The 17,695-nt window shown below is 47.8% G+C and carries 22 protein-coding genes; 6 read left to right on the top strand and 16 right to left on the bottom strand.

Going from position 1 to position 17,695, the window contains the following annotated elements:
* From C504_RS0113850 to C504_RS0113775, 15 genes are all read right to left on the bottom strand, one after another.
* Positions 1 to 253 (bottom strand): flagellin N-terminal helical domain-containing protein (locus C504_RS0113850; RefSeq protein ID WP_026317515.1); only part of this gene is annotated, 253 nt, incomplete at its 3' end.
* Between the two features lie 189 nt (positions 254 to 442).
* The gene (gene fliP, locus C504_RS0113840) at positions 443 to 1,135 is read right to left on the bottom strand and encodes a flagellar type III secretion system pore protein FliP (RefSeq protein WP_041951766.1); all 693 of its coding nucleotides are present in this window, start codon (positions 1,133 to 1,135) and stop codon (positions 443 to 445) included.
* Between the two features lie 41 nt (positions 1,136 to 1,176).
* A complete protein-coding gene (locus C504_RS0113835) occupies positions 1,177 to 1,686 on the bottom strand; it encodes a flagellar basal body-associated FliL family protein (protein ID WP_083923192.1) in 510 nt (169 codons plus the stop codon).
* Between the two features lie 9 nt (positions 1,687 to 1,695).
* Positions 1,696 to 2,403 carry a flagellar basal body L-ring protein FlgH gene (locus C504_RS0113830; RefSeq protein ID WP_018689956.1) on the bottom strand — a complete coding sequence of 236 codons (708 nt, stop codon included), beginning with the start codon at positions 2,401 to 2,403 and terminating at the stop codon, positions 1,696 to 1,698.
* Entirely contained in the window at positions 2,400 to 2,939 is a 540-nt protein-coding gene (locus C504_RS0113825; protein WP_018689955.1) for a MotE family protein, read from the bottom strand. Before C504_RS0113825 ends, C504_RS0113830 begins: the two co-directional genes overlap by 4 nt.
* Positions 2,939 to 4,045 (bottom strand): flagellar basal body P-ring protein FlgI, encoded by a 1,107-nt coding sequence (locus tag C504_RS0113820; RefSeq protein WP_018689954.1) that lies wholly within the window; start codon positions 4,043 to 4,045, stop codon positions 2,939 to 2,941. Before C504_RS0113820 ends, C504_RS0113825 begins: the two co-directional genes overlap by 1 nt.
* Positions 4,042 to 4,512 (bottom strand): flagellar basal body P-ring formation chaperone FlgA, encoded by a 471-nt coding sequence (flgA, locus tag C504_RS0113815; protein ID WP_018689953.1) that lies wholly within the window; start codon positions 4,510 to 4,512, stop codon positions 4,042 to 4,044. Before flgA ends, C504_RS0113820 begins: the two co-directional genes overlap by 4 nt.
* Positions 4,512 to 5,300 carry a flagellar basal-body rod protein FlgG gene (gene flgG / locus C504_RS0113810; RefSeq protein ID WP_018689952.1) on the bottom strand — a complete coding sequence of 263 codons (789 nt, stop codon included), beginning with the start codon at positions 5,298 to 5,300 and terminating at the stop codon, positions 4,512 to 4,514. The genes flgA and flgG overlap by 1 nt, the downstream gene beginning before the upstream one ends.
* A gap of 10 nt (positions 5,301 to 5,310) precedes the next feature.
* Complete coding sequence (gene fliE, locus C504_RS0113805; protein WP_018689951.1) at positions 5,311 to 5,610, bottom strand: flagellar hook-basal body complex protein FliE; 300 nt, start codon at positions 5,608 to 5,610, stop codon at positions 5,311 to 5,313.
* Positions 5,607 to 6,026, bottom strand: a complete 420-nt coding sequence (gene flgC, locus C504_RS0113800) for a flagellar basal body rod protein FlgC (RefSeq protein ID WP_018689950.1) — start codon at positions 6,024 to 6,026, stop codon at positions 5,607 to 5,609. Before flgC ends, fliE begins: the two co-directional genes overlap by 4 nt.
* Positions 6,026 to 6,379 carry a hypothetical protein gene (gene flgB / locus C504_RS0113795; protein ID WP_018689949.1) on the bottom strand — a complete coding sequence of 118 codons (354 nt, stop codon included), beginning with the start codon at positions 6,377 to 6,379 and terminating at the stop codon, positions 6,026 to 6,028. Before flgB ends, flgC begins: the two co-directional genes overlap by 1 nt.
* Positions 6,380 to 6,453: 74 nt before the next feature.
* The gene (locus C504_RS0113790; RefSeq protein ID WP_018689948.1) at positions 6,454 to 6,978 is read right to left on the bottom strand and encodes a hypothetical protein; all 525 of its coding nucleotides are present in this window, start codon (positions 6,976 to 6,978) and stop codon (positions 6,454 to 6,456) included.
* The gene (locus C504_RS17955) at positions 6,975 to 8,315 is read right to left on the bottom strand and encodes a FliI/YscN family ATPase (protein WP_018689947.1); all 1,341 of its coding nucleotides are present in this window, start codon (positions 8,313 to 8,315) and stop codon (positions 6,975 to 6,977) included. Before C504_RS17955 ends, C504_RS0113790 begins: the two co-directional genes overlap by 4 nt.
* Before the next feature lie 6 nt (positions 8,316 to 8,321).
* On the bottom strand, positions 8,322 to 9,041 hold the full coding sequence (gene flgF, locus C504_RS0113780) for a flagellar basal-body rod protein FlgF (RefSeq protein ID WP_018689946.1): 720 nt from the start codon (positions 9,039 to 9,041) through the stop codon (positions 8,322 to 8,324).
* Position 9,042: 1 nt separating this feature from the next.
* Positions 9,043 to 9,816 carry a DUF1217 domain-containing protein gene (locus tag C504_RS0113775; RefSeq protein WP_018689945.1) on the bottom strand — a complete coding sequence of 258 codons (774 nt, stop codon included), beginning with the start codon at positions 9,814 to 9,816 and terminating at the stop codon, positions 9,043 to 9,045.
* Between the two features lie 146 nt (positions 9,817 to 9,962).
* Here C504_RS0113775 and motA point away from each other — a divergent pair, with 146 nt between their 5' ends.
* Genes motA through C504_RS0113745 form a run of 6 tightly spaced genes read left to right on the top strand, consistent with a single transcriptional unit; the run spans position 9,963 to position 14,749 of the window.
* Complete coding sequence (motA, locus tag C504_RS0113770) at positions 9,963 to 10,817, top strand: flagellar motor stator protein MotA (RefSeq protein ID WP_018689944.1); 855 nt, start codon at positions 9,963 to 9,965, stop codon at positions 10,815 to 10,817.
* Between the two features lie 5 nt (positions 10,818 to 10,822).
* Complete coding sequence (locus C504_RS0113765) at positions 10,823 to 11,710, top strand: FliM/FliN family flagellar motor switch protein (protein WP_018689943.1); 888 nt, start codon at positions 10,823 to 10,825, stop codon at positions 11,708 to 11,710.
* 16 nt (positions 11,711 to 11,726) lie between these two features.
* Positions 11,727 to 12,167, top strand: a complete 441-nt coding sequence (locus C504_RS17950) for a FliM/FliN family flagellar motor switch protein (RefSeq protein WP_018689942.1) — start codon at positions 11,727 to 11,729, stop codon at positions 12,165 to 12,167.
* A 2-nt stretch (positions 12,168 to 12,169) separates the two neighbouring features.
* The gene (locus C504_RS0113755; RefSeq protein ID WP_018689941.1) at positions 12,170 to 13,168 is read left to right on the top strand and encodes a FliG C-terminal domain-containing protein; all 999 of its coding nucleotides are present in this window, start codon (positions 12,170 to 12,172) and stop codon (positions 13,166 to 13,168) included.
* 13 nt (positions 13,169 to 13,181) lie between these two features.
* On the top strand, positions 13,182 to 14,273 hold the full coding sequence (locus tag C504_RS0113750; protein WP_018689940.1) for an EscU/YscU/HrcU family type III secretion system export apparatus switch protein: 1,092 nt from the start codon (positions 13,182 to 13,184) through the stop codon (positions 14,271 to 14,273).
* Positions 14,270 to 14,749, top strand: a complete 480-nt coding sequence (locus tag C504_RS0113745) for a hypothetical protein (protein WP_018689939.1) — start codon at positions 14,270 to 14,272, stop codon at positions 14,747 to 14,749. The genes C504_RS0113750 and C504_RS0113745 overlap by 4 nt, the downstream gene beginning before the upstream one ends.
* 13 nt (positions 14,750 to 14,762) lie before the next feature.
* On the opposite strand, the gene C504_RS18405 is transcribed toward C504_RS0113745, so the two are convergent.
* On the bottom strand, positions 14,763 to 17,528 hold the full coding sequence (locus C504_RS18405; RefSeq protein ID WP_169385131.1) for a methyl-accepting chemotaxis protein: 2,766 nt from the start codon (positions 17,526 to 17,528) through the stop codon (positions 14,763 to 14,765).
* Between the last annotated feature and the right edge of the window lie 167 nt (positions 17,529 to 17,695).

Genomic DNA, 17,695 nt, shown 5'->3' with positions numbered 1-17,695 from the left:
AAGTTGCATTAATACCTGTATAAGCAACATCAACCTTAGCAGCACCAAGACCCAAAGCGTCCTGAACTGTACCAAGAGCTTTTGTGTCAGAGCGCATAGTTGTTGCGATAGACCAATAAGCAGCGTTGTCGCTGGCTTCAGCAACCTGTTTACCTGTCGAAATACGCGCTTGCGTTGTTTCGATAGCAGAGTTTGTAGACTGAAGTGATTTAAGCGCAGTCATCGCTGATGTGTTAGTCAAAATACTGGACATAATTGTCCCTTTCAAAAGATACTCGAAGAAGGGACATTCCGGATATCCCGGTTCGATGGACAGGCATCATGCCATAGCCAACTGGGCCACCACCGTCGCAGGCCAAAATGGCGGACAAAGTTTAATAAAAATAAAACTGAAGCAAGCTGATTGGAAAAAAATTATTTTACGAATATTCTTGGTAAATAGTTAGATAACGGACCGAACCAGATTACCAACAAGAATATTCCAACCGTCAATCATAACAAAGAACAGTATTTTAAAGGGTAGCGACACCACCGATGGCGGTAGCATCATCATACCCATCGCCATAACGATTGTAGCGACGATGAGGTCGATCACCAAAAATGGCAGAACGACAAGAAAGCCGATTTCAAAACCGCGTCGGATTTCTGAAATCATAAAAGCCGGTATCAAGACACGAATATCGACAACACCAGCGTCATTGCGCACCACTTGGCCGCGTTCTTCAGCAAGATCCGTAAAAAGATCAATGTCCTTGTCACGCACATTTTTTTCCATAAACCCGCGAAAAGGTTCAAGCGTGCGCTGAAACGCGGTTTCTTCGTCAATCTGCTCGGCCATCAATGGTTGAATGCCAGATTTCCAAGCATTATCGAGAACAGGCGACATGACATAAAAAGTCATAAACAAGGAAAGGCTAATCAGAATAATGTTTGCAGGCGTCGATTGCAGACCAATGCCAGAGCGCAAAATAGAAAACACAATGATAAAGCGCGGGAAACAGGTGACCATCACCAAAATGCCCGGCGCAATAGCAAGCACCGACAGCAATCCGAACAGCTGGATAATCTGACCGCTCGTCTGCCCGCCAACAGGTCCAAGAACATTTTGCGCAAATGCAGGACTAAGCGCGATCATCAAAACGCAAGCAGTCAAAAATGATCTGATAAAAATACGCATTACTGAACGATAAACGCTTTGACCAAAACGCGTCCGGCCTCGCCGCCGCTGATCATTTGAGCACGTTCGTTCAAATCTTCGAGCATATGCTCAAAGCCAATGGCACCTTCCAAATTTCGCAGTTTTACAGTTTTCATATAACGCAGAAAATCACTTTGAATTTCAGCCGTCACATCAGCAGAAGGCTGCTTATTAAACAGCACCGAAAATTCAGCCCGCACCCACACATCCGATGGATCACTTAAATTCGTCAAAATAGCTTCAAGCGGCACAACCACCATGGATGGTTCATTCGAATTATGGACAGGCGCAACAAGCTTTTCCGCAGTCGGAACGGGTGCAGCTTCTGTGCTCGCATTCGCCTCAATCATTGGCGATACATAAAATTTAGAAAAACTGAAACCAAGCCCGCCAGATAACGCCAGCAGAAGAACAGGCACCAAGATCGCCGAGATCATTGATTTCTTCTTTGGTTCTTCATCAGTTTCGATCATGAGAGGTGTTGCCATTTCATGCACCTATAATGGAAGCAGCATGTCGAGTGCCTGCTGACCATAAGGTGGTTGCTGCACTTCAGTTATACGGCCCTGCCCACCATAGCTAATGCGCGCTTCAGCGATTTTCTCATATGGAACAGAACTATCTGGCAAAATGTCAGATGGGCGCACAATGCCTTCAACTGTCATAACGCGCTTCTCCGCATTAACAACAATTTCCTGCGTACCGCGGATCACCAGATTGCCATTTTGAAGTACTTCCATGACAACTGCGGCAATAGAAACATCCAGTTTTTCCTGACGTGTCGTCCCGCCGCTACCATCAAATGTTGTGCCTGAATTCAAACTACCGTCAAGCGATCCTGACAAGCCGGTGCTTGTGCTCGCACCCAGCCCAATTGACTTGCTGGAGGTGCGCTGCCTGTCCGAACGATTATCAAACTGCGCTTTATCGTTAAGAACAATATTAACAGTTAGAATATCGCCGCGGTTCATCGCTTGGCGGCCCGTGAACAAAGACGCGGCACTATTATTCCAGGTTGAATATTTGCGCGGTGTATCAGGATACATCGAACCAAGTTCTTCCTTGGTGTGCGTTTGATATTGCGCATCAACACTCATTGGGCTGAGTTGCGGCGTTTGCCCGATTGTCTTGGGCTGAATCATGCAGCCGCTTAATGCTGCCGATACACCGACCGCCCCAATCATATGTGCGCATAATTTTATCATTGACGTACTGCTGTTGTTTTATCGCTTGAAGCCGCCATAATGCTGGTGACCATTGAGGCTTTACGTGGTTCCATTTCACTTAAAATGGCGGCAGCCGTGCGTGATTTGAGTTTCATTAAAAGCGCAGCTGATAATCCACCATCCATATTGGCAAGGCGTTCAGCTGCTGAATCCGGCGGCATGTTGGCATAAACATCAACCACAGCAGAACTCGCCATACGTGCGAACTCTTCGCGCTTTTCAACCCATCCCTCAAGCTCGGCTTGCTTCGTATCAAGCAGCTTAATGCGTTCTTCCAAGTCAGCCTTTAGCTCTTCCAACTGTTCGCGTTGCAAAGCATAGCGGCGCTCGCGCGCAGGCTCAGCAATATTGGCGCAGAACAATTCAAGCTCTTTGTCAGACCCTGGAGCAACATTGGATACAAGGCTCTTTTGCATGGTTTGCACAGACGGCTTTTCTTCAGCCGTTGCAGCAAATGACAACCCTAAAGCCAAGGCAGCTGTAACCATAAATAATGATGTGTTCGCTCTAAGCATTATTGCACCACCAAATCTGCTTGCAGTGCGCCTGCATTTTTAATCGTCTGCAAAATCGCGATCGTTTCACGCGGACCAACACCTAGTTGATTAAGCCCTTCAACAAGTGAGTTAAGGCTTGCACCATTAACAACACCAAGACCGGTGCCTTCTTGCGTCACTTCAATATTGGTAAGCGGCTCAACAGCCGTTTCACCCAATGAAAATGGGTTAGGCTGACTGATCGTCGGCGTCTCGCTCACACGCACCGTCAAAGCACCATGGCTAACAGCAACCGGTGTTACGCGAACATCTTGGCCGATAACCACGGTTCCAGTGCTTGAATCGAGCACAACACGGGCTGGCGAATCTGTTTCAATCGGCAATGATTCAATCGACGCAACGAACCGCGCGGATGTGATGTTTTTCGGCTTTGTCACCACCACTGTGCGTGCATCAATCTCGCGCGCTGTGGCTCGACCATAGGTGTTGCGCGAGAACTGATTGATCGCATCGGTAATTGCCACAGCCGTTGAATAATCCGGATTGCGCAATTGCATTGTGATTTCGTGAACCTCTTGGCCGTTGGCCTGAACTTCTTTTTCAACAATCGCACCATTGACGATACGGCCAGATGTCGGCGTTCCTTGCGATACCGATTCAGCCTGACCACGGGCAAAAAATCCGCTGGTCGAAACCGGTCCCTGTGCAACAGCATAAATCTCGCCGTCACCACCGCGCAGCGGCGTCATCACAAGTTGTCCGCCTTCAAGCGAAGTCGCATCGCCAAGCGATGACACATCAACATCAATGCGCGAACCATGGCGCACAAATGCTGGAAAATTCGCCGTCACGATAACAGCGGCAACATTGTTAAGCCGCGCCCGTCCGCTCTCGGTAGCAATGCCGAGCGAATCAAGCATCGAACGCATTGAGGTTTCGGTAAACGGTGCATTGCGCAAGCTATCGCCAGTACCTGGCAAACCAACAACAAGACCATAACCGATAAGCTGGTTATCGCGCGCATTTTGCAACGTCACAATATCCTTGATCCGTGACTGAGCGAAGGTCGGTGATGTAAGAGCAAGCGTTATGAATGTGAGAGCAACCCATTTGAATAATTTCATAGGGCACTCACATAAATTGTACCATCATCAGAAATGCGGCCTGCAATAATGCGCGCGCTGTCTTGATTGCGCACACGGATCGTATCGCCAACAATGCCGTCTTCAAGCGCGACCGCAACCAAAGAAATGCTAATCGCTTCGGTTTCATAAAGAACCCGCACATTCTGACCAGCTTCAACAATATTGCCTTCAATGACAGCGCTTGGGAGAATCAAACGGTTGGGCAAAATTGTTTTGGTTGCGACCTTGCCAATCAAAGCATCGAGACTTTGAATTGATCGGGCAGCATTGGGCATTTCACGCTTGAGCGAAACAAGTTTGACCATGTCCGCTTCAATGGTCTGGCCCGGATAAATAACGCGCACAGCAGTTGCAACACTATCAACGGCATGTGCTGGCATAACAGCCAACAATCCCGCAAATACACACAGTGATAAACGTGCAATACCGCCGCAGCGCATGATCATTATCTCAATCCGTTAGAAACAACACCGGCCATCTGGTCGGCAGCCTGAATAACTTTAGAGTTCATCTCGTAGCCGCGCTGTGCAGCAATCAACTCGGTAATTTCTTTCACTGGATCAACGTTCGAGCCTTCAAGATAGCCTTGCTGGATTGTCGCGTAGCCAGGATCACCCGGCACACCCACAAGCGCTTCGCCTGAAGCTTCCGTTTCAGCAAATTGGTTGCTACCCAGTGCTTTTAGTCCAGCATCATTGGCAAAGGTTGCAAGCGTTAACTGGCCCAGTTCCTGCAATTGGATCTGATCATCAAGACGGGCAAATACTTGGCCTGACTGATTGACGATTACCTCAACTGTGTTTTCTGGCACAGTAATATTGGGCTGAACGGCATAACCATCCGATGTGACAAGCTGGCCTTCTGCATTGGTGTTGAACGCGCCTGCACGCGTATAAACTGTTTGGCCTGCAGGACCATCAACTTGAAACCATCCATTACCGGTCAGCGCCATATCAAGCGGGTTGCCTGTGCTTTGAAGCGCGCCTTGAAGATGCACATTACGCACAGCCGCAGTGCGCACACCAAGACCGATATTCGTTCCCTCTGGCACAACACCCGCATTGGCGCGTGTCGGCGTTCCAGCAGCACGTTCAGTTTGATAAAGCAGATCGGAAAATTCCGCGCGTGCACGCTTAAAGCCAGTCGTGTTCACATTGGCGATATTGTTGGCGATCACTTCAAGATTTGTCTGCTGGGCATTCATGCCAGTTGCAGCAATAGAAAGAGCTTTCATTGGATATTCCTCAGATCGACATTCTTGAGATTTCGAGATAGGCGGTCACGATTTTATCGCGCACCGCAATGGACGCTTGAAGCGCTTGTTCGGCCTGCATGACAGCATCAACAACCTGCCGCGTATCAGCATTGCCCATCAGGCCTTGCACCGCCGTTTTGTCCGCCGTGCGCACCGATGAAACTGTGTCCGCCGCCATATCAGACAGCACTTGGCTAAATGACATTTCTGAGCCAGTGCTAATTGTATTGGCTTGGCTTGGAGCTGCGCTCGATACGCCGCCTGCAATTTGACCTATTGCTTCAATCATCGTCCGGACCTCATAAGTTCAATCGTCATGCCGATAAGTTCGCGTGCCTGTTTGAAAACTTCCAAATTCGCCTGATAAGAGCGGTTTGCTTCACGCATATCCGCCATCTCAATGATCGGATTAACATTTGGCATTTTGACATAACCAGCTTCATTGGCGGCTGGATGTCCTGGATCAAAAGTCATTTGAAAATCGCGTTTGTCACCAGAAATGCCGCTGACACCAACTGAAGACGCATCGCTTTCGCGCAGCAAAATAGTTTCAAAATTTACCAGCTTACGCTGATAAGGATCGCCGCCCTTAACGTCGCTGGTGGATTGAGCATTGGCAAGGTTTTCAGAGACGACGCGCATACGCAGTGATTCAACATCAAGCCCCGCAGCGGCAACTTTCATACTGACTGATAGATTATCCATTATGGTTTCACCGTCATTAGGAGCATTCGATGGAAGGAAGAAGTAATCGCGGTGTTCAGTTCTGTCTGACTGCGCACTTCGGCCGACTTCACCAATTCTTCCTCAAGCGAAACATTTTTAGTGGAACGCTCAATCGCAACATCACCTATGCTGCGCGTTCCCGTTAGATGGTTCGCATTTGTGAGCTCTAGCTTGTTCGTTACGTCCGCCAATGTGTCGGCAAAAGACGCTGTGTCCAGCGACTTATAGCTGCTGACATTCGCATTCGCGATATTACCAGCCACGGTCGCTTGGCGCGCAGAAAGCCATTGCGCGTTCGTGGAGGCAATTGAAAATATGGATGTTGTTTCCATGACATTCCTCTTAGACTAAGAAGAACTTACCGGAATGAACTTGTCTGTAGCTTGTCGCTACCTTTTCATTTTCATTACTCGGCGCGAAGCACAACATAACGATTAGTGACAAGCCGGCTTTCACCGTCTTTTTGGATCAGCGCACGAACACGCGCACCGCCCGGCAAGCGTGAATTCCGGCTGATAATGTATATGCCGTCATCGCTCATAATCATGGCGCGGCGCTTATCACCAGCTAACAACCGAACATCATTCGCAACCGCACTTGGCATTGGCGTTACTTCCGCCTTAGCTTGTTCGCTCGCCACAGTACCCGTTGTTATCTGATCAACATTTGACAATTGATTGGCGGGCAAAAAACGCCCTTCTTCCAGATCAAACAAAGCACGCCCGCCTGCCATATAGGCCAGCTGATCTTCTGCGCCCGGTTGCTGACGTGAAAAAACCATTTGCGGCGGTGAATATCGCTCCGGATTAATATAGGCATCAAGCGGCAAGAACAAAGCTCCGCCAGTGACCGTAACAAGAAAAACACCAAGCCCCACATCGCCGCGATCAAACCACGGTTTCTTGCTTTTTGAATTGCGCTTAAAAGTCATTCGCTTGCCGTTTCTTGCTTAAGGTGCGCTGCTAAATCAGCAAACACATCACCCGATACAGGATCATCAATACCCTGTTTTAAAAATTCATAGATAACTGGAACAAGCGATACCGCCTGATCTAGATCAGCATCCGCGCCATGTTGGTAGCCGCCCATCATGCGAAGATCGCGGCTTTCTTCAAACAATGTGACCATCGATTTTAACTTGCTCACAAGACCGCGTTCGCTCTCGCTCCACACTTTGGTGGCGAGCCTTGAAATAGAAGCAGCCGGATCAATCGCTGGCAATCTGCCGCGATTCGCCAATCCGCGATCTAAAACAAGGTGCCCGTCCAATATCCCGCGCAAACAGTCAGACACCGGATCATTGTGATCATCGCCGTCAACAAGAACTGTCGCAACCAATGTCACCGACCCGTCAGAACCTGTTTCACTTGGCCCTGCCATTTCAAGCAAGCGCGGCAATTCAGTAAATACCGATGATGGATATCCGCGTGAAACTGGAGGCTCACCCAATGTTACGGCAACTTCGCGCAGCGCATGTGCATAGCGTGTTAACGAATCAACAAGGCAGAGAACGCGCTTTCCTTGGCGTGCCAAATCCCGTGCAATTTCCATCGCGGTGACAGGCGCACGTTTTCGCATAACCGCGCTTTCATCACTGGTCGCAACCACGATGATTGATTTGCGCAAGCGTTCCGGTCCGAGCGTATCTTCAACAAATTCACGCACCTCACGGCTACGCTCTCCAACCAAGGAAATAACAACCGCCTGAAAATCATCTGTTTTGGCAAACATCGCTAAAAGCGTGGATTTTCCAACACCGGACCCAGCAAAAATACCAAGCCGTTGCCCGACACAAATAGGGGTAAATATATCAACCAGCCGGATACCGGTTTTAATCGGCATTTCAACGCGGCCGCGTTTCATGGGAGACGAATCAACAGGCACATCATTTTGAATAGCTGCAAGCGAAATACTGCTCTCGCCATCAATAGGCTCGCCAAAAGCATTGACGACACGGCCAAGCATTTCTTGCGCATTGCGTTTTTTAACAGCCTGATCAATCAGCGCAGCAGCACCTGGTGAAATACCGCCCATAGGCTCGCATGGAATACCAAGTGCGCTTTCATCTGAAATTTTCACAACTTCAACCCGTGTACTACCGCCGCTGTGCAGAAGTTTCACCATGTCGCCCAGTTGCAAATGAGAAGGCATGCCTTCCAGCACAGCACTGTTACTATGCAAGCTTTTGACCCGCCCGCCAAAGGCAACAGGCTCTGTCAAAAACTTTCCTGCCGCGACCGTATCAGCGAGTTCTGTCAGGCTGGACATAATTTATCAGCGCCCAAACGATTGAATGAGCTGCTGCAATGATTGATCCGCTTTTTCAGTTAGCGCAACCGATTGCTCAAACCCGCGCTGCACTGTGATCAGACGTGTAATCTCTTGCACCGGATTGACGTTTGACTGTTCAATATAGCCCTGCATAACACCGGCTTTAGTTTGATCAACCAGCACTTCAGTCGTTTCATTGGCGCGAAAACCAGATGGTCCGTAGCGTTCAAAATTAGTGCCGGGATTAAAGCTAAAGAGACCAACGCCGCCGACTACATTGCCGCCTTGCGTGATAACGCCGTCACCAGCAATATCGACAGAACCGCCCGCTGCATTAAGCTGGATAGGCGCACCGCCGGCATCCAAAACAGCATCGCCATTTAATGTGACCAAAGCGCCCTGATTATCAATTTTGAAACGGCCATCCCGTGTCATCACATTGGCGCCATCAACCTGCACTTGAAACCAAGCATCGCCTGAAATGGCCAAATCAAGCGCGTTGCCTGTGCTTTCAAGACCGCCAGCGCGACTGCTAATAATTTCGTCGCCCTTGGATACCATCGACACACGTTCATCATCGACGCTTTTAAGCACTTCATCAAAAGTGATTTGCGTTGCACGAAACCCAACAGTTCGGCTGTTTGCCACATTATTAGCAAGGCTCGTCAAGCGCTCTTCCATTGCTACTTGCCCTGTCAGGCTGACGCTCAATCCATCTTGCATTTTATGTACGCCTCAACTGTTGAATTTGGAGCATGGTGTTCGTGTCGATACCAAGCGCGGCAGATTGACCAAAAAGCAGACCTACCCCGCCAGCATCTGTCGTTTGCGGATTGTTGATATCGTATAAGGCTGTGAATTTTTTTAAGAGGTTGTCGATGCCTTCGGCACTTTGAAATTCGTCCAAGTCAAGCTTAGCGGATAAAATTTCAACCTGCTTATCAAGATCAAGTGCAGCCGTAGACTCAGGAATACCGAGCGCGGTGCGCACCACTGTGGCAATGGCAGGCTCGGCTAGAATTTGTAGGTAAGATGTTACATCTGGCGCCTTACGCTCGAAATAAAGTGCAAGACGAACACCTTCATTGTCTTGCCCTTCTTCTAAAGTTTGGCGCAGATATTTATCAACGACTTCGCCTTGCGCGCGATCAAACGATGTTGCCGCACTGCCAAAGCTTTCAAAATTAAATGCTTTTGCGAACTCTCTATACCGTGGGTCAGACAATGAATTAGCAAAGCTATCATCATCGCTGATGCCCTCATTAAGTACCTTTTCCATAAAGGCTTTAGCATAGGTCATCTCGCCCAGACCAAAGGCTTGCATAGCAAATGCAAAAACCCGCCGATCAGCGACAAAATCTTCGACGGTTTTAATCGTCTGAATCGTTTTGGTAAAATACTCAACTTCGCGCGCCTCAAAAGGCTGCGCCGCAACTTGAGATATAGCAGCCGGTATGTCCCGGCTTAAATTTTGATATGACGTGAGGGTGCCGACCATAAGAGAGCTCCAAGTTCAAACTCTCTAAATATTAGCCCCATCTGCTTGCGCGTAGCTGTACTGAATAAAGTGCCAATGCTGCCCGTTAAAAACAGTTTGAAGCAAGGTTTGCATGTCATCTTGCAGCCGAACCTTTGGAGGCGAATGTGGGCATACTAATCGGCATGATCGTTACTCTCGGCTGCGTGCTGGGCGGTTATATGGCGATGGGCGGCAAGTTGGGCGTCCTTAATCAACCTTTTGAATTTGTGATTATTGGCGGGGCCGCAATTGGTATTTTCCTAATTGCCAACCCTCTATATATCGTCAAAGACACTGGGGCATCGCTTATGGAGAGTTTTAAAAACTCCGTCCCATCAAGCGAGAAATATCTTCAACTTCTCGGACTTCTTTATCAATTGCTGCGCGAATTGAAAAACAAACCGCGCAACGAAGTGGAAACACATATTGATAATCCAGACGAATCAGAGATTTTCCAAGCTTATCCGTTGATTATGCAGGAACCTGATTTAATCGGATTCATCTGTGACTATGTGCGCCTCATCATTGTTGGCAATGCAAGGCCGCATGAAGTTGAAGCATTGATGGAGGAAGAAATCGACACCATCAAACATGACAAGCTGAAAGCCTATCACGGCTTGCAAGCCATGGCCGATGGCCTTCCCGCTTTGGGCATTGTTGCTGCGGTGCTGGGTGTGGTTAAGGCAATGGGTGCCATCGACCAAAGTCCTGAAATTTTGGGCGGCCTCATTGGCGCCGCGCTGGTTGGTACATTTGTTGGTATTTTCTTGTCATATGCGGTTGTCGGCCCTCTTGCGACCAGCGTAAAAACCGTGCGTGAGAAAAACATCCGACTTTACTTCGTCGCGAAACAAACATTGATTGCTTATATGAATGGTTCCTTGCCACAGGTGGCGCTTGAATTTGGTCGTAAAACCATCTCGCATCACTATCGTCCAACACTTGATGACGTTGAAAACGTTTCTATGGGCGGCGGTTAAGATCAATGACGATTGCAGTTTCAACATCCATCACCAACGACATGCCAGATGTGTACAAACGCATTCTTCGGCAAAAAGGTGAACACGAACATATCGACAAATTGGTCGCTGCGGTTTCATCGCGTTTTCAATCTGCGCTCAACACCAATTTCATGGCTTTGGGCTATGAAATAAAATGGCGCGTTGATGGCACTTCTAAAAGTTTTGATTTTCGCAATCTCAAGGAAACCACGCTTTTCGGTTTCCGCATGGATAATGGCAAAACACCTGCTGCGATGTGCGTTGTACCCGAGCAAGGCTCAATGCTCGTTGACATGATGCTGGGTTCTGACCCTGAACTTGAAAGCGAAGCAACAGCGCCAAAACTGACAGAGTTTCAAGAATCCATTTTGATCGAGTTCGGCAACCTAATGGCCGCAACCATTGAATCTGTTTTGGAGCTTTCCAGCCGGTTAAGCCTTGATAAGATGACAGGCCAAGCAACGCAAAATGGTCTTGGCGACCATGCAAGCTTTGCCATGACAGTTCAGCACGGCGACCAGAGCTACACATTTGAAATTTTGCTATCGCAGAGCGCAATTCTAAAGCTTAATTTTCGCGAAAAAGCGCCTGAACCTATCCGCGAGAACAAAGGCAATATTACGCCGGAAAAAGATGTCGACATTGAAATTTTCGGCATTGTTCACTTAAGCGAGATGACACTCAGAGATGTCGCGAAGCTAAAACCAGGCGCAGTTCTGGCTTTAGGCGACAATAAAAATTGTCAAACGACACTTTCATCGAAGGGGCGCAAGCTTCACAAATGCCAACTCGGGCAAGATGAGAATTCATACGCACTATTAGTCGAAGAAGCGCACGAGCCGATTCAGTCGATTATAACTTCAGCTGTTTAGAAAGCGGGCCACCATTATGATAGATTTAAAGGCCGATAGCCCCCTCGATATGGACCTCGAACCACTAGAGCCACTTGAACAAAGTGAGCTTGCTCCAGCAGAAGAGCCAGCAAAATTTGTTGATTCAGATCCTCTCAACGAGGCAATCGATGAATTGCAAAAATCAATTTCTGATGACGAGCTTGATGGCGCGGCGAGAAAATTTTCTGGCAATGCCAATTACAATAAAAGCGTTTTTGATGTTCCCGTGGAAGTGCAAGTTATCATTGGTTCAACCAGCATGTCAGTGTCACAGCTCATGGCAATGGAGCCGGACACGGTTGTCACGCTTGATTCAAAAATTGGAGAACCCGTAGATATCGCAGTAAACGGCAAAAAGATTGGCGAAGGCGAATTAGAAATTAATGCGCATGACCCCAATTCACTTTGCGTGCGAATCGTTAAACTCGGCTCATAAGCATGGTAAAAGTTTACACACTCAGCAGACCACAACGCGCCGCAGCCATTCTCGTAGCAATGGGCAAAGAACGCGCTGGCATTGTTTTGAAAACATTCAAAAGCGAAGAGCTGCGTGTGATGATTGATGCTGCGCACACATTACAAACAATCCCGCAGCCGGATTTGGAAAAACTCGTTCAAGAATTTGAAGCTGAATTTACCAAGGGCGTTGGCCTGATTGATTCAGCCGATACGATGAAGAACATTCTTAGCGACTTCATGAGCGATGATGAGCTTAAAGATTTCATCAAACGCGAACAAATGGAATCGCCCGAAAAAGAAACCATCAACATTTGGCAGCAGTTAGAAGAGACCGAACCTGAAAAGGTCATTGCTTATCTTGAAAAACAACCTGCCCAGCTCGCATCCATCATTTTAAAACGCCTTCAGCCAAAAACATCCGCAGCATTGCTCAAGCATTTGCCGGAAGACAAGCGCAAGAAAACCGTCGCTCGTATGCTGTCGTCGCGTGATATTAGTGACCGCATGCTCGAAGCCATTGAGAAGAATTTGCGCGAAGAATTCAAGCCTAATCCAAATTCTGGTGGCTTGCGCGAATCAGCTTCTAAAATGGCTGAAATCTTGAACGAGATGGACACTGAAACCTGCGATATAATGCTAGCGCAGATGGAAGGCCAAGTTGAAGAAAAGAAATTGGCTCTCGTTAAATCGATGATGTTCCGGTTTGAAGATTTGGTTCACATGTCGCCCGTAGACCGCACCAAGCTTTGTGATGGGCTGCCACAAGAACTTCTAACCAATGCATTATTTAATGCCGACAAAGATGTCGCCGAAGCGGTACTGTCGAGCCTTGGTCAACGTACACGTCGCATGATCGAATCTGAGATGGGCGACGATGTCAAAATACAGGAAAGCACGGTTATTCAAGCGCGCAAGTCCATAGCGACGCTCGCTCTCAAAATGGCCGCAGAAGGTCAGATTACCCTTCCTGAAAAATAGGACATCATAGATCATGTCCGACGATCAAGATAAAGACCAGAAAACCGAAGATGCTTCTGAGCAGAAGATCAAGGATGCATTGGAGAAAGGTCAAACACCTGTCTCCAAAGAGCTCTCCATCTTTTTTAGCCTCTTGGTTATTCTCGCGCTCATCGTATTCGGTATGTCCGAAAACATGATGGCAACAGGCGATCAATTGGCCGGCTTGCTGAATAGGTCAGGTGAAATTTACCTAGCTTCTAACGATGATGTTATGGAGCTGATGAAAGTCTGCGTGGCCATTGGCGCTATTTTGGCCGCACCGTTTTTCGTCGGTCTAATGCTCGCCGGTATTGTGAGTTCCGTATCGCAAAACCCGCCTTCAATCGTCTGGAAGCGCGTAACGCCGCAACTATCAAGAATTTCCATTGGCAAAGGCCGTGAGCGCATTTTTTCCGGCAAAGGCTTTATCGAATTTCTAAAATCCGTTGCTAAAGTCGGTATCTCTATCTTTATAGTTTATTTTCTAACCTCGAATTTCATCGAAGGTTTGATGTCTGGTTTTTACACCAGAACGGCAGATTTTCTGACCCACCTTCAACTGGAATTAATCGGCATTGTCTCTGCTATTCTTGTCACGATGACGGTCATCACGGCCATCGATGTTTTCATCTCACGCAAGCAATGGCTTGATGATTTGAAAATGAGTAAGCAGGAAGTCAAAGACGAAATGAAGCAGGCAATGGGCGATCCGCTGCTGCGCTCACGTCAGCGGTCTATGGCGCTTGATCGCTCTCGAAACCGTATGATGGCAGCGGTCCCAACAGCGACCGTCATTATTGCCAACCCAACACACTTTTCTGTGGCGCTTCGCTATGACCCGGACAAGGATCCCGCCCCGATGGTCGTAGCAATGGGCCAAGATGTGCTTGCGCTGCGTATTCGTGAAATTGCAAAAACCCACGAAGTGCCGATCATTGAAAATGTTCAATTGGCACGCGGCCTTTATAAAATTTCAACCGTTGATCAACCAATTCCGCCTGACTTCTTTCAAGCGGTTGCTCAGATCATCGCGTTTCTTCGTAATCAAACCAATAAAAGCAACCCATTAGGTCCTGCTATATGAATGAAATTACAACCCATTCCAAAATCGAAACCCAGCTTGCAGCGACAATGCGCGGCTTTATCGGCGAGTTAAGACTCGTCGATCTGGCCCACTATGTCAGCTATATTCAGATGGATCGTTTCGATTGTTTGGCCGATATTGTTGGCGAAGCCTCACAGCTTTATTTTGCGCCTGATTTTCTGCAGTTGGAAAAAGTTGCGTCTGTTTCATCTGATTGGGGAACAGAAGCATCTGTCTCACTCAACATCAGTTTTAATGGCGCTCGCGCTCGCAACGTCGTCAATATTGTTCTGTATGATACCTATGCAACGATTAAGCTGCTGCATACAACGTCGGCTAACTCCGACATAAGTCAGCAAGATCTAGAAGATTCATGTTGCCGCGAGATTGAAGAAAACTATCTAGGCAAAGTGGCGCTCGGAAATATGCGACCACTGGGTGAGGCTATTCTTTCTCACACCAGTTTACGCCGTTAACGAGCAGCTTAACTTACGAAGCTTTTTGCCACTCTTCATTATGAGACTGTGATGCTTCGCCTGACACATTAAAGCGCGACACCGTTGCCATAAGATCTGCCGTCAATTCAGCAACCTTTTGTGTTGCTGCATTGGTTTCTTCTGCCATTGCAGCGTTTTGCTGTGTGGACTGGTCAAGCTGTCCGATCACACTATTTACTTCCTGCAAGTCTTCTGACTGCTCTGTTGATGCCGTTGCAATCAGGTCAATCAATGCATTGACCGAAGTAATGTTTTCTTCAATTGCCGCAATTGACGTGCCGGTTGATTGAACCAAGCGCACACCATTTTCAACTTCATCACCAGATGTCGAAATCAGGCCGTCAATTTCTTTGGCAGCTGTCGATGCACGTTGTGCAAGTTCACGCACTTCCTGCGCAACAACAGCAAAGCCAAGTCCCGCTTCGCCAGCACGCGCTGCCTCAACGCCCGCATTCAGAGCAAGCAGATTTGTTTGGAATGCAATATCTTCGATCATCGACACGATAGAAGCAATTTTTGATGACGTATCTTCAATACGGCCCATTGCCTCAATGGCTTGCGATACAACATCGGATGCTTTGCGAGCATGATCTTGCGATTGAAGTCCCATTTGGGTGGCTTCCATCGCACGCTCAGAAGAGGCTTTAACCTTGTTCGTTACTTCACCCAATGTCTGCGCAGCACCTTCAATTTGGTTTGCCTGGTGCTCTGTGCGCTCAGCAAGCTGTGCCACCGCAGAACGCAGCTGTGTCGTACCTGAGCTGATATCGCCCGTATTGTGCGCCACAAGCAGCATCACGGACTGCAATGTTTCCTGAGACTGGTTAAAGTCTGCGCGTACATTATCCAATGTGCCATAAAATGGTTTTTCCAAACGAGCACTCAAATTTCCTTGTGCCAGTTCTTTCAAACCAAAGCCGAGCTCATCGACGGCAGATTGGATTTGACGTGCTTCTTCAGCCTTCATATTTTCATTTTCGAGGCGTTCTTCTTCAACTTCCAACCGCACTTTTTCAGAATTGCTTTCAACCTGAATTTTTTCCAATGCGTTGTCACGGAAAACCAAAAGTGCTTTTGCAAGTTGGCCAAGCTCATCGCCGCGATTGGTATAATTAATCTCCGTATCAAGCTCACCTTTGGCAAGCGAACGGGTGGAACCAATAAGCTTAGACAGTGGATTAACAATGCCGCGGTTAATCACGATAAAGGCAACCAGCAACAATGTCAGAAGCGCAGCCGCTCCAATACCAATCAGGACATTCGTGCTCCAAGCAAGCTGCTCATCAAGCTGGGCAGATGACGTTGCGATCTCAGCACGTTCCGCCGTCAAAATATCAAAGATGATGCTGTTGATGAGTTTTGTTTCGCGGTAAACATCTTGAACAAGACCTTCTACGGCCTCGCTGGTATTCAATACAGATTTACGAAGGGCAATAAGGCCCGTGTCGGGATGAACAAGGTCATTGAGCTTTTTGGCATTTTCTACAGTGTCTGAATTGCCAACTGCGCCAAGCAAATTGTTAAGACGCGAAACAATAAAGCCAACGCTCTGCTGCATCGTATCTACGACCTTTGGGTCGTCGGTCAACGCACCTTGAACCACCATTGATGTAAACTGGCGCAAAGTAGACATTGCTTCCAAGCTGCTACGCACTTGCTTCATCTGGATATTCAGCAAATCATCAATAATGCCTTTATTCTCAGCAGCAGCCTTCTGCGCGCTGACTGCCATACCATTATATTTGTCCTCAACCGCCGTTGCTAGTTCCTTTTCGATTTCCTGATGCAAAGCAAGCATATCGTTCAAGAATGTTTGCACCGAGCCCGAATTTGGAAAGTAATTTACCAATTCACGCATTTTAATGGCTTCTGTGCCTCGATCAGCAAGCGTATTGAGCCTAGCTGCTGTTTCACGAGAAATGTCATCATAAAACATCAGTCTTTTTGCCGTCGCTTTTATACTTATTGAACTACGCTCAAGAATTGATTTGAATTCATTTTCAAGTTTCGGCTGGTTAACCAAAAGATAGGACGATGCAGCACCGCTCAACAAACCAACATCAGCTTGAAGGTTCATCAATGAGCGGAATGTAAACACTTCTGTTTTCATCAAGCGGTCAACGAGCATGCCCGCTTCACGGCCCGCATTTTGGCCGCCTTCTTGCAGTTCTGAATAGGCTTTACTGATGGCTGGCGACAATAAAGCGCCAATCAGTGTGTCTGTTTTAAACAGCTCAAGCAGCAGTTCAGATGACTGCGCTTTAATTGAAAGATTTCCATCGGTCATTGCATCAAGTGCGGAAAGCTGACTGCTAAATCCCTCAACTGCTTTGCGCAGTTTAGCAATATCGTCCGCTGCAGGCCCCGTTTGATTGGAGGCTGGAACACGGTTGAGCAGGTTCTCAACAGTGAGTGACAATGTATCGAAAGCTTCTTGACGTGCATCTTGTTGATCCGCGCCAATCAGTTCTGAGGCTGCGATCGTAAGCTCTGTACTTTGAATGGCCAGCGTGCCTGCATCCACAAGAGACGGAACGCGCTCTTCATTAATAGCGCGGAACTGGTTACTTGCCGAATTAAACGCATAAACGGCGATGGTGATTGCAACAGCAGTAAGCAAACCAACAACGGCGATAGAAGCGCTGAGTTTGGTCCTGACACCAAGCGTTTTGCGGTCTGACTTATTAGCTAATTTCTGTACCGGAGCTTTGCTTTTAGATTTACGAGCAAATTTAAACAGATCTTTTGACAGCGCCATTGATAAAACCACATACGTTCTTGGAATATATTGCTGAGAAATTGACATAAAAACCGGATCAGCCGTCTAAAACGGAGCCACGGCTTCATTACTATTCAATTTCGGGAAGGACATGCTGCGCATAGCGAGCGTTTTGGCGAAGATCATCATCAACAAGTACTGTTGCC

Source organism: Ahrensia kielensis DSM 5890 (assembly GCF_000374465.1).
Taxonomy (GTDB): Bacteria; Pseudomonadota; Alphaproteobacteria; order Rhizobiales; family Rhizobiaceae; genus Ahrensia; species Ahrensia kielensis.
This window is presented reverse-complemented; position numbering and strand designations above follow the sequence as displayed.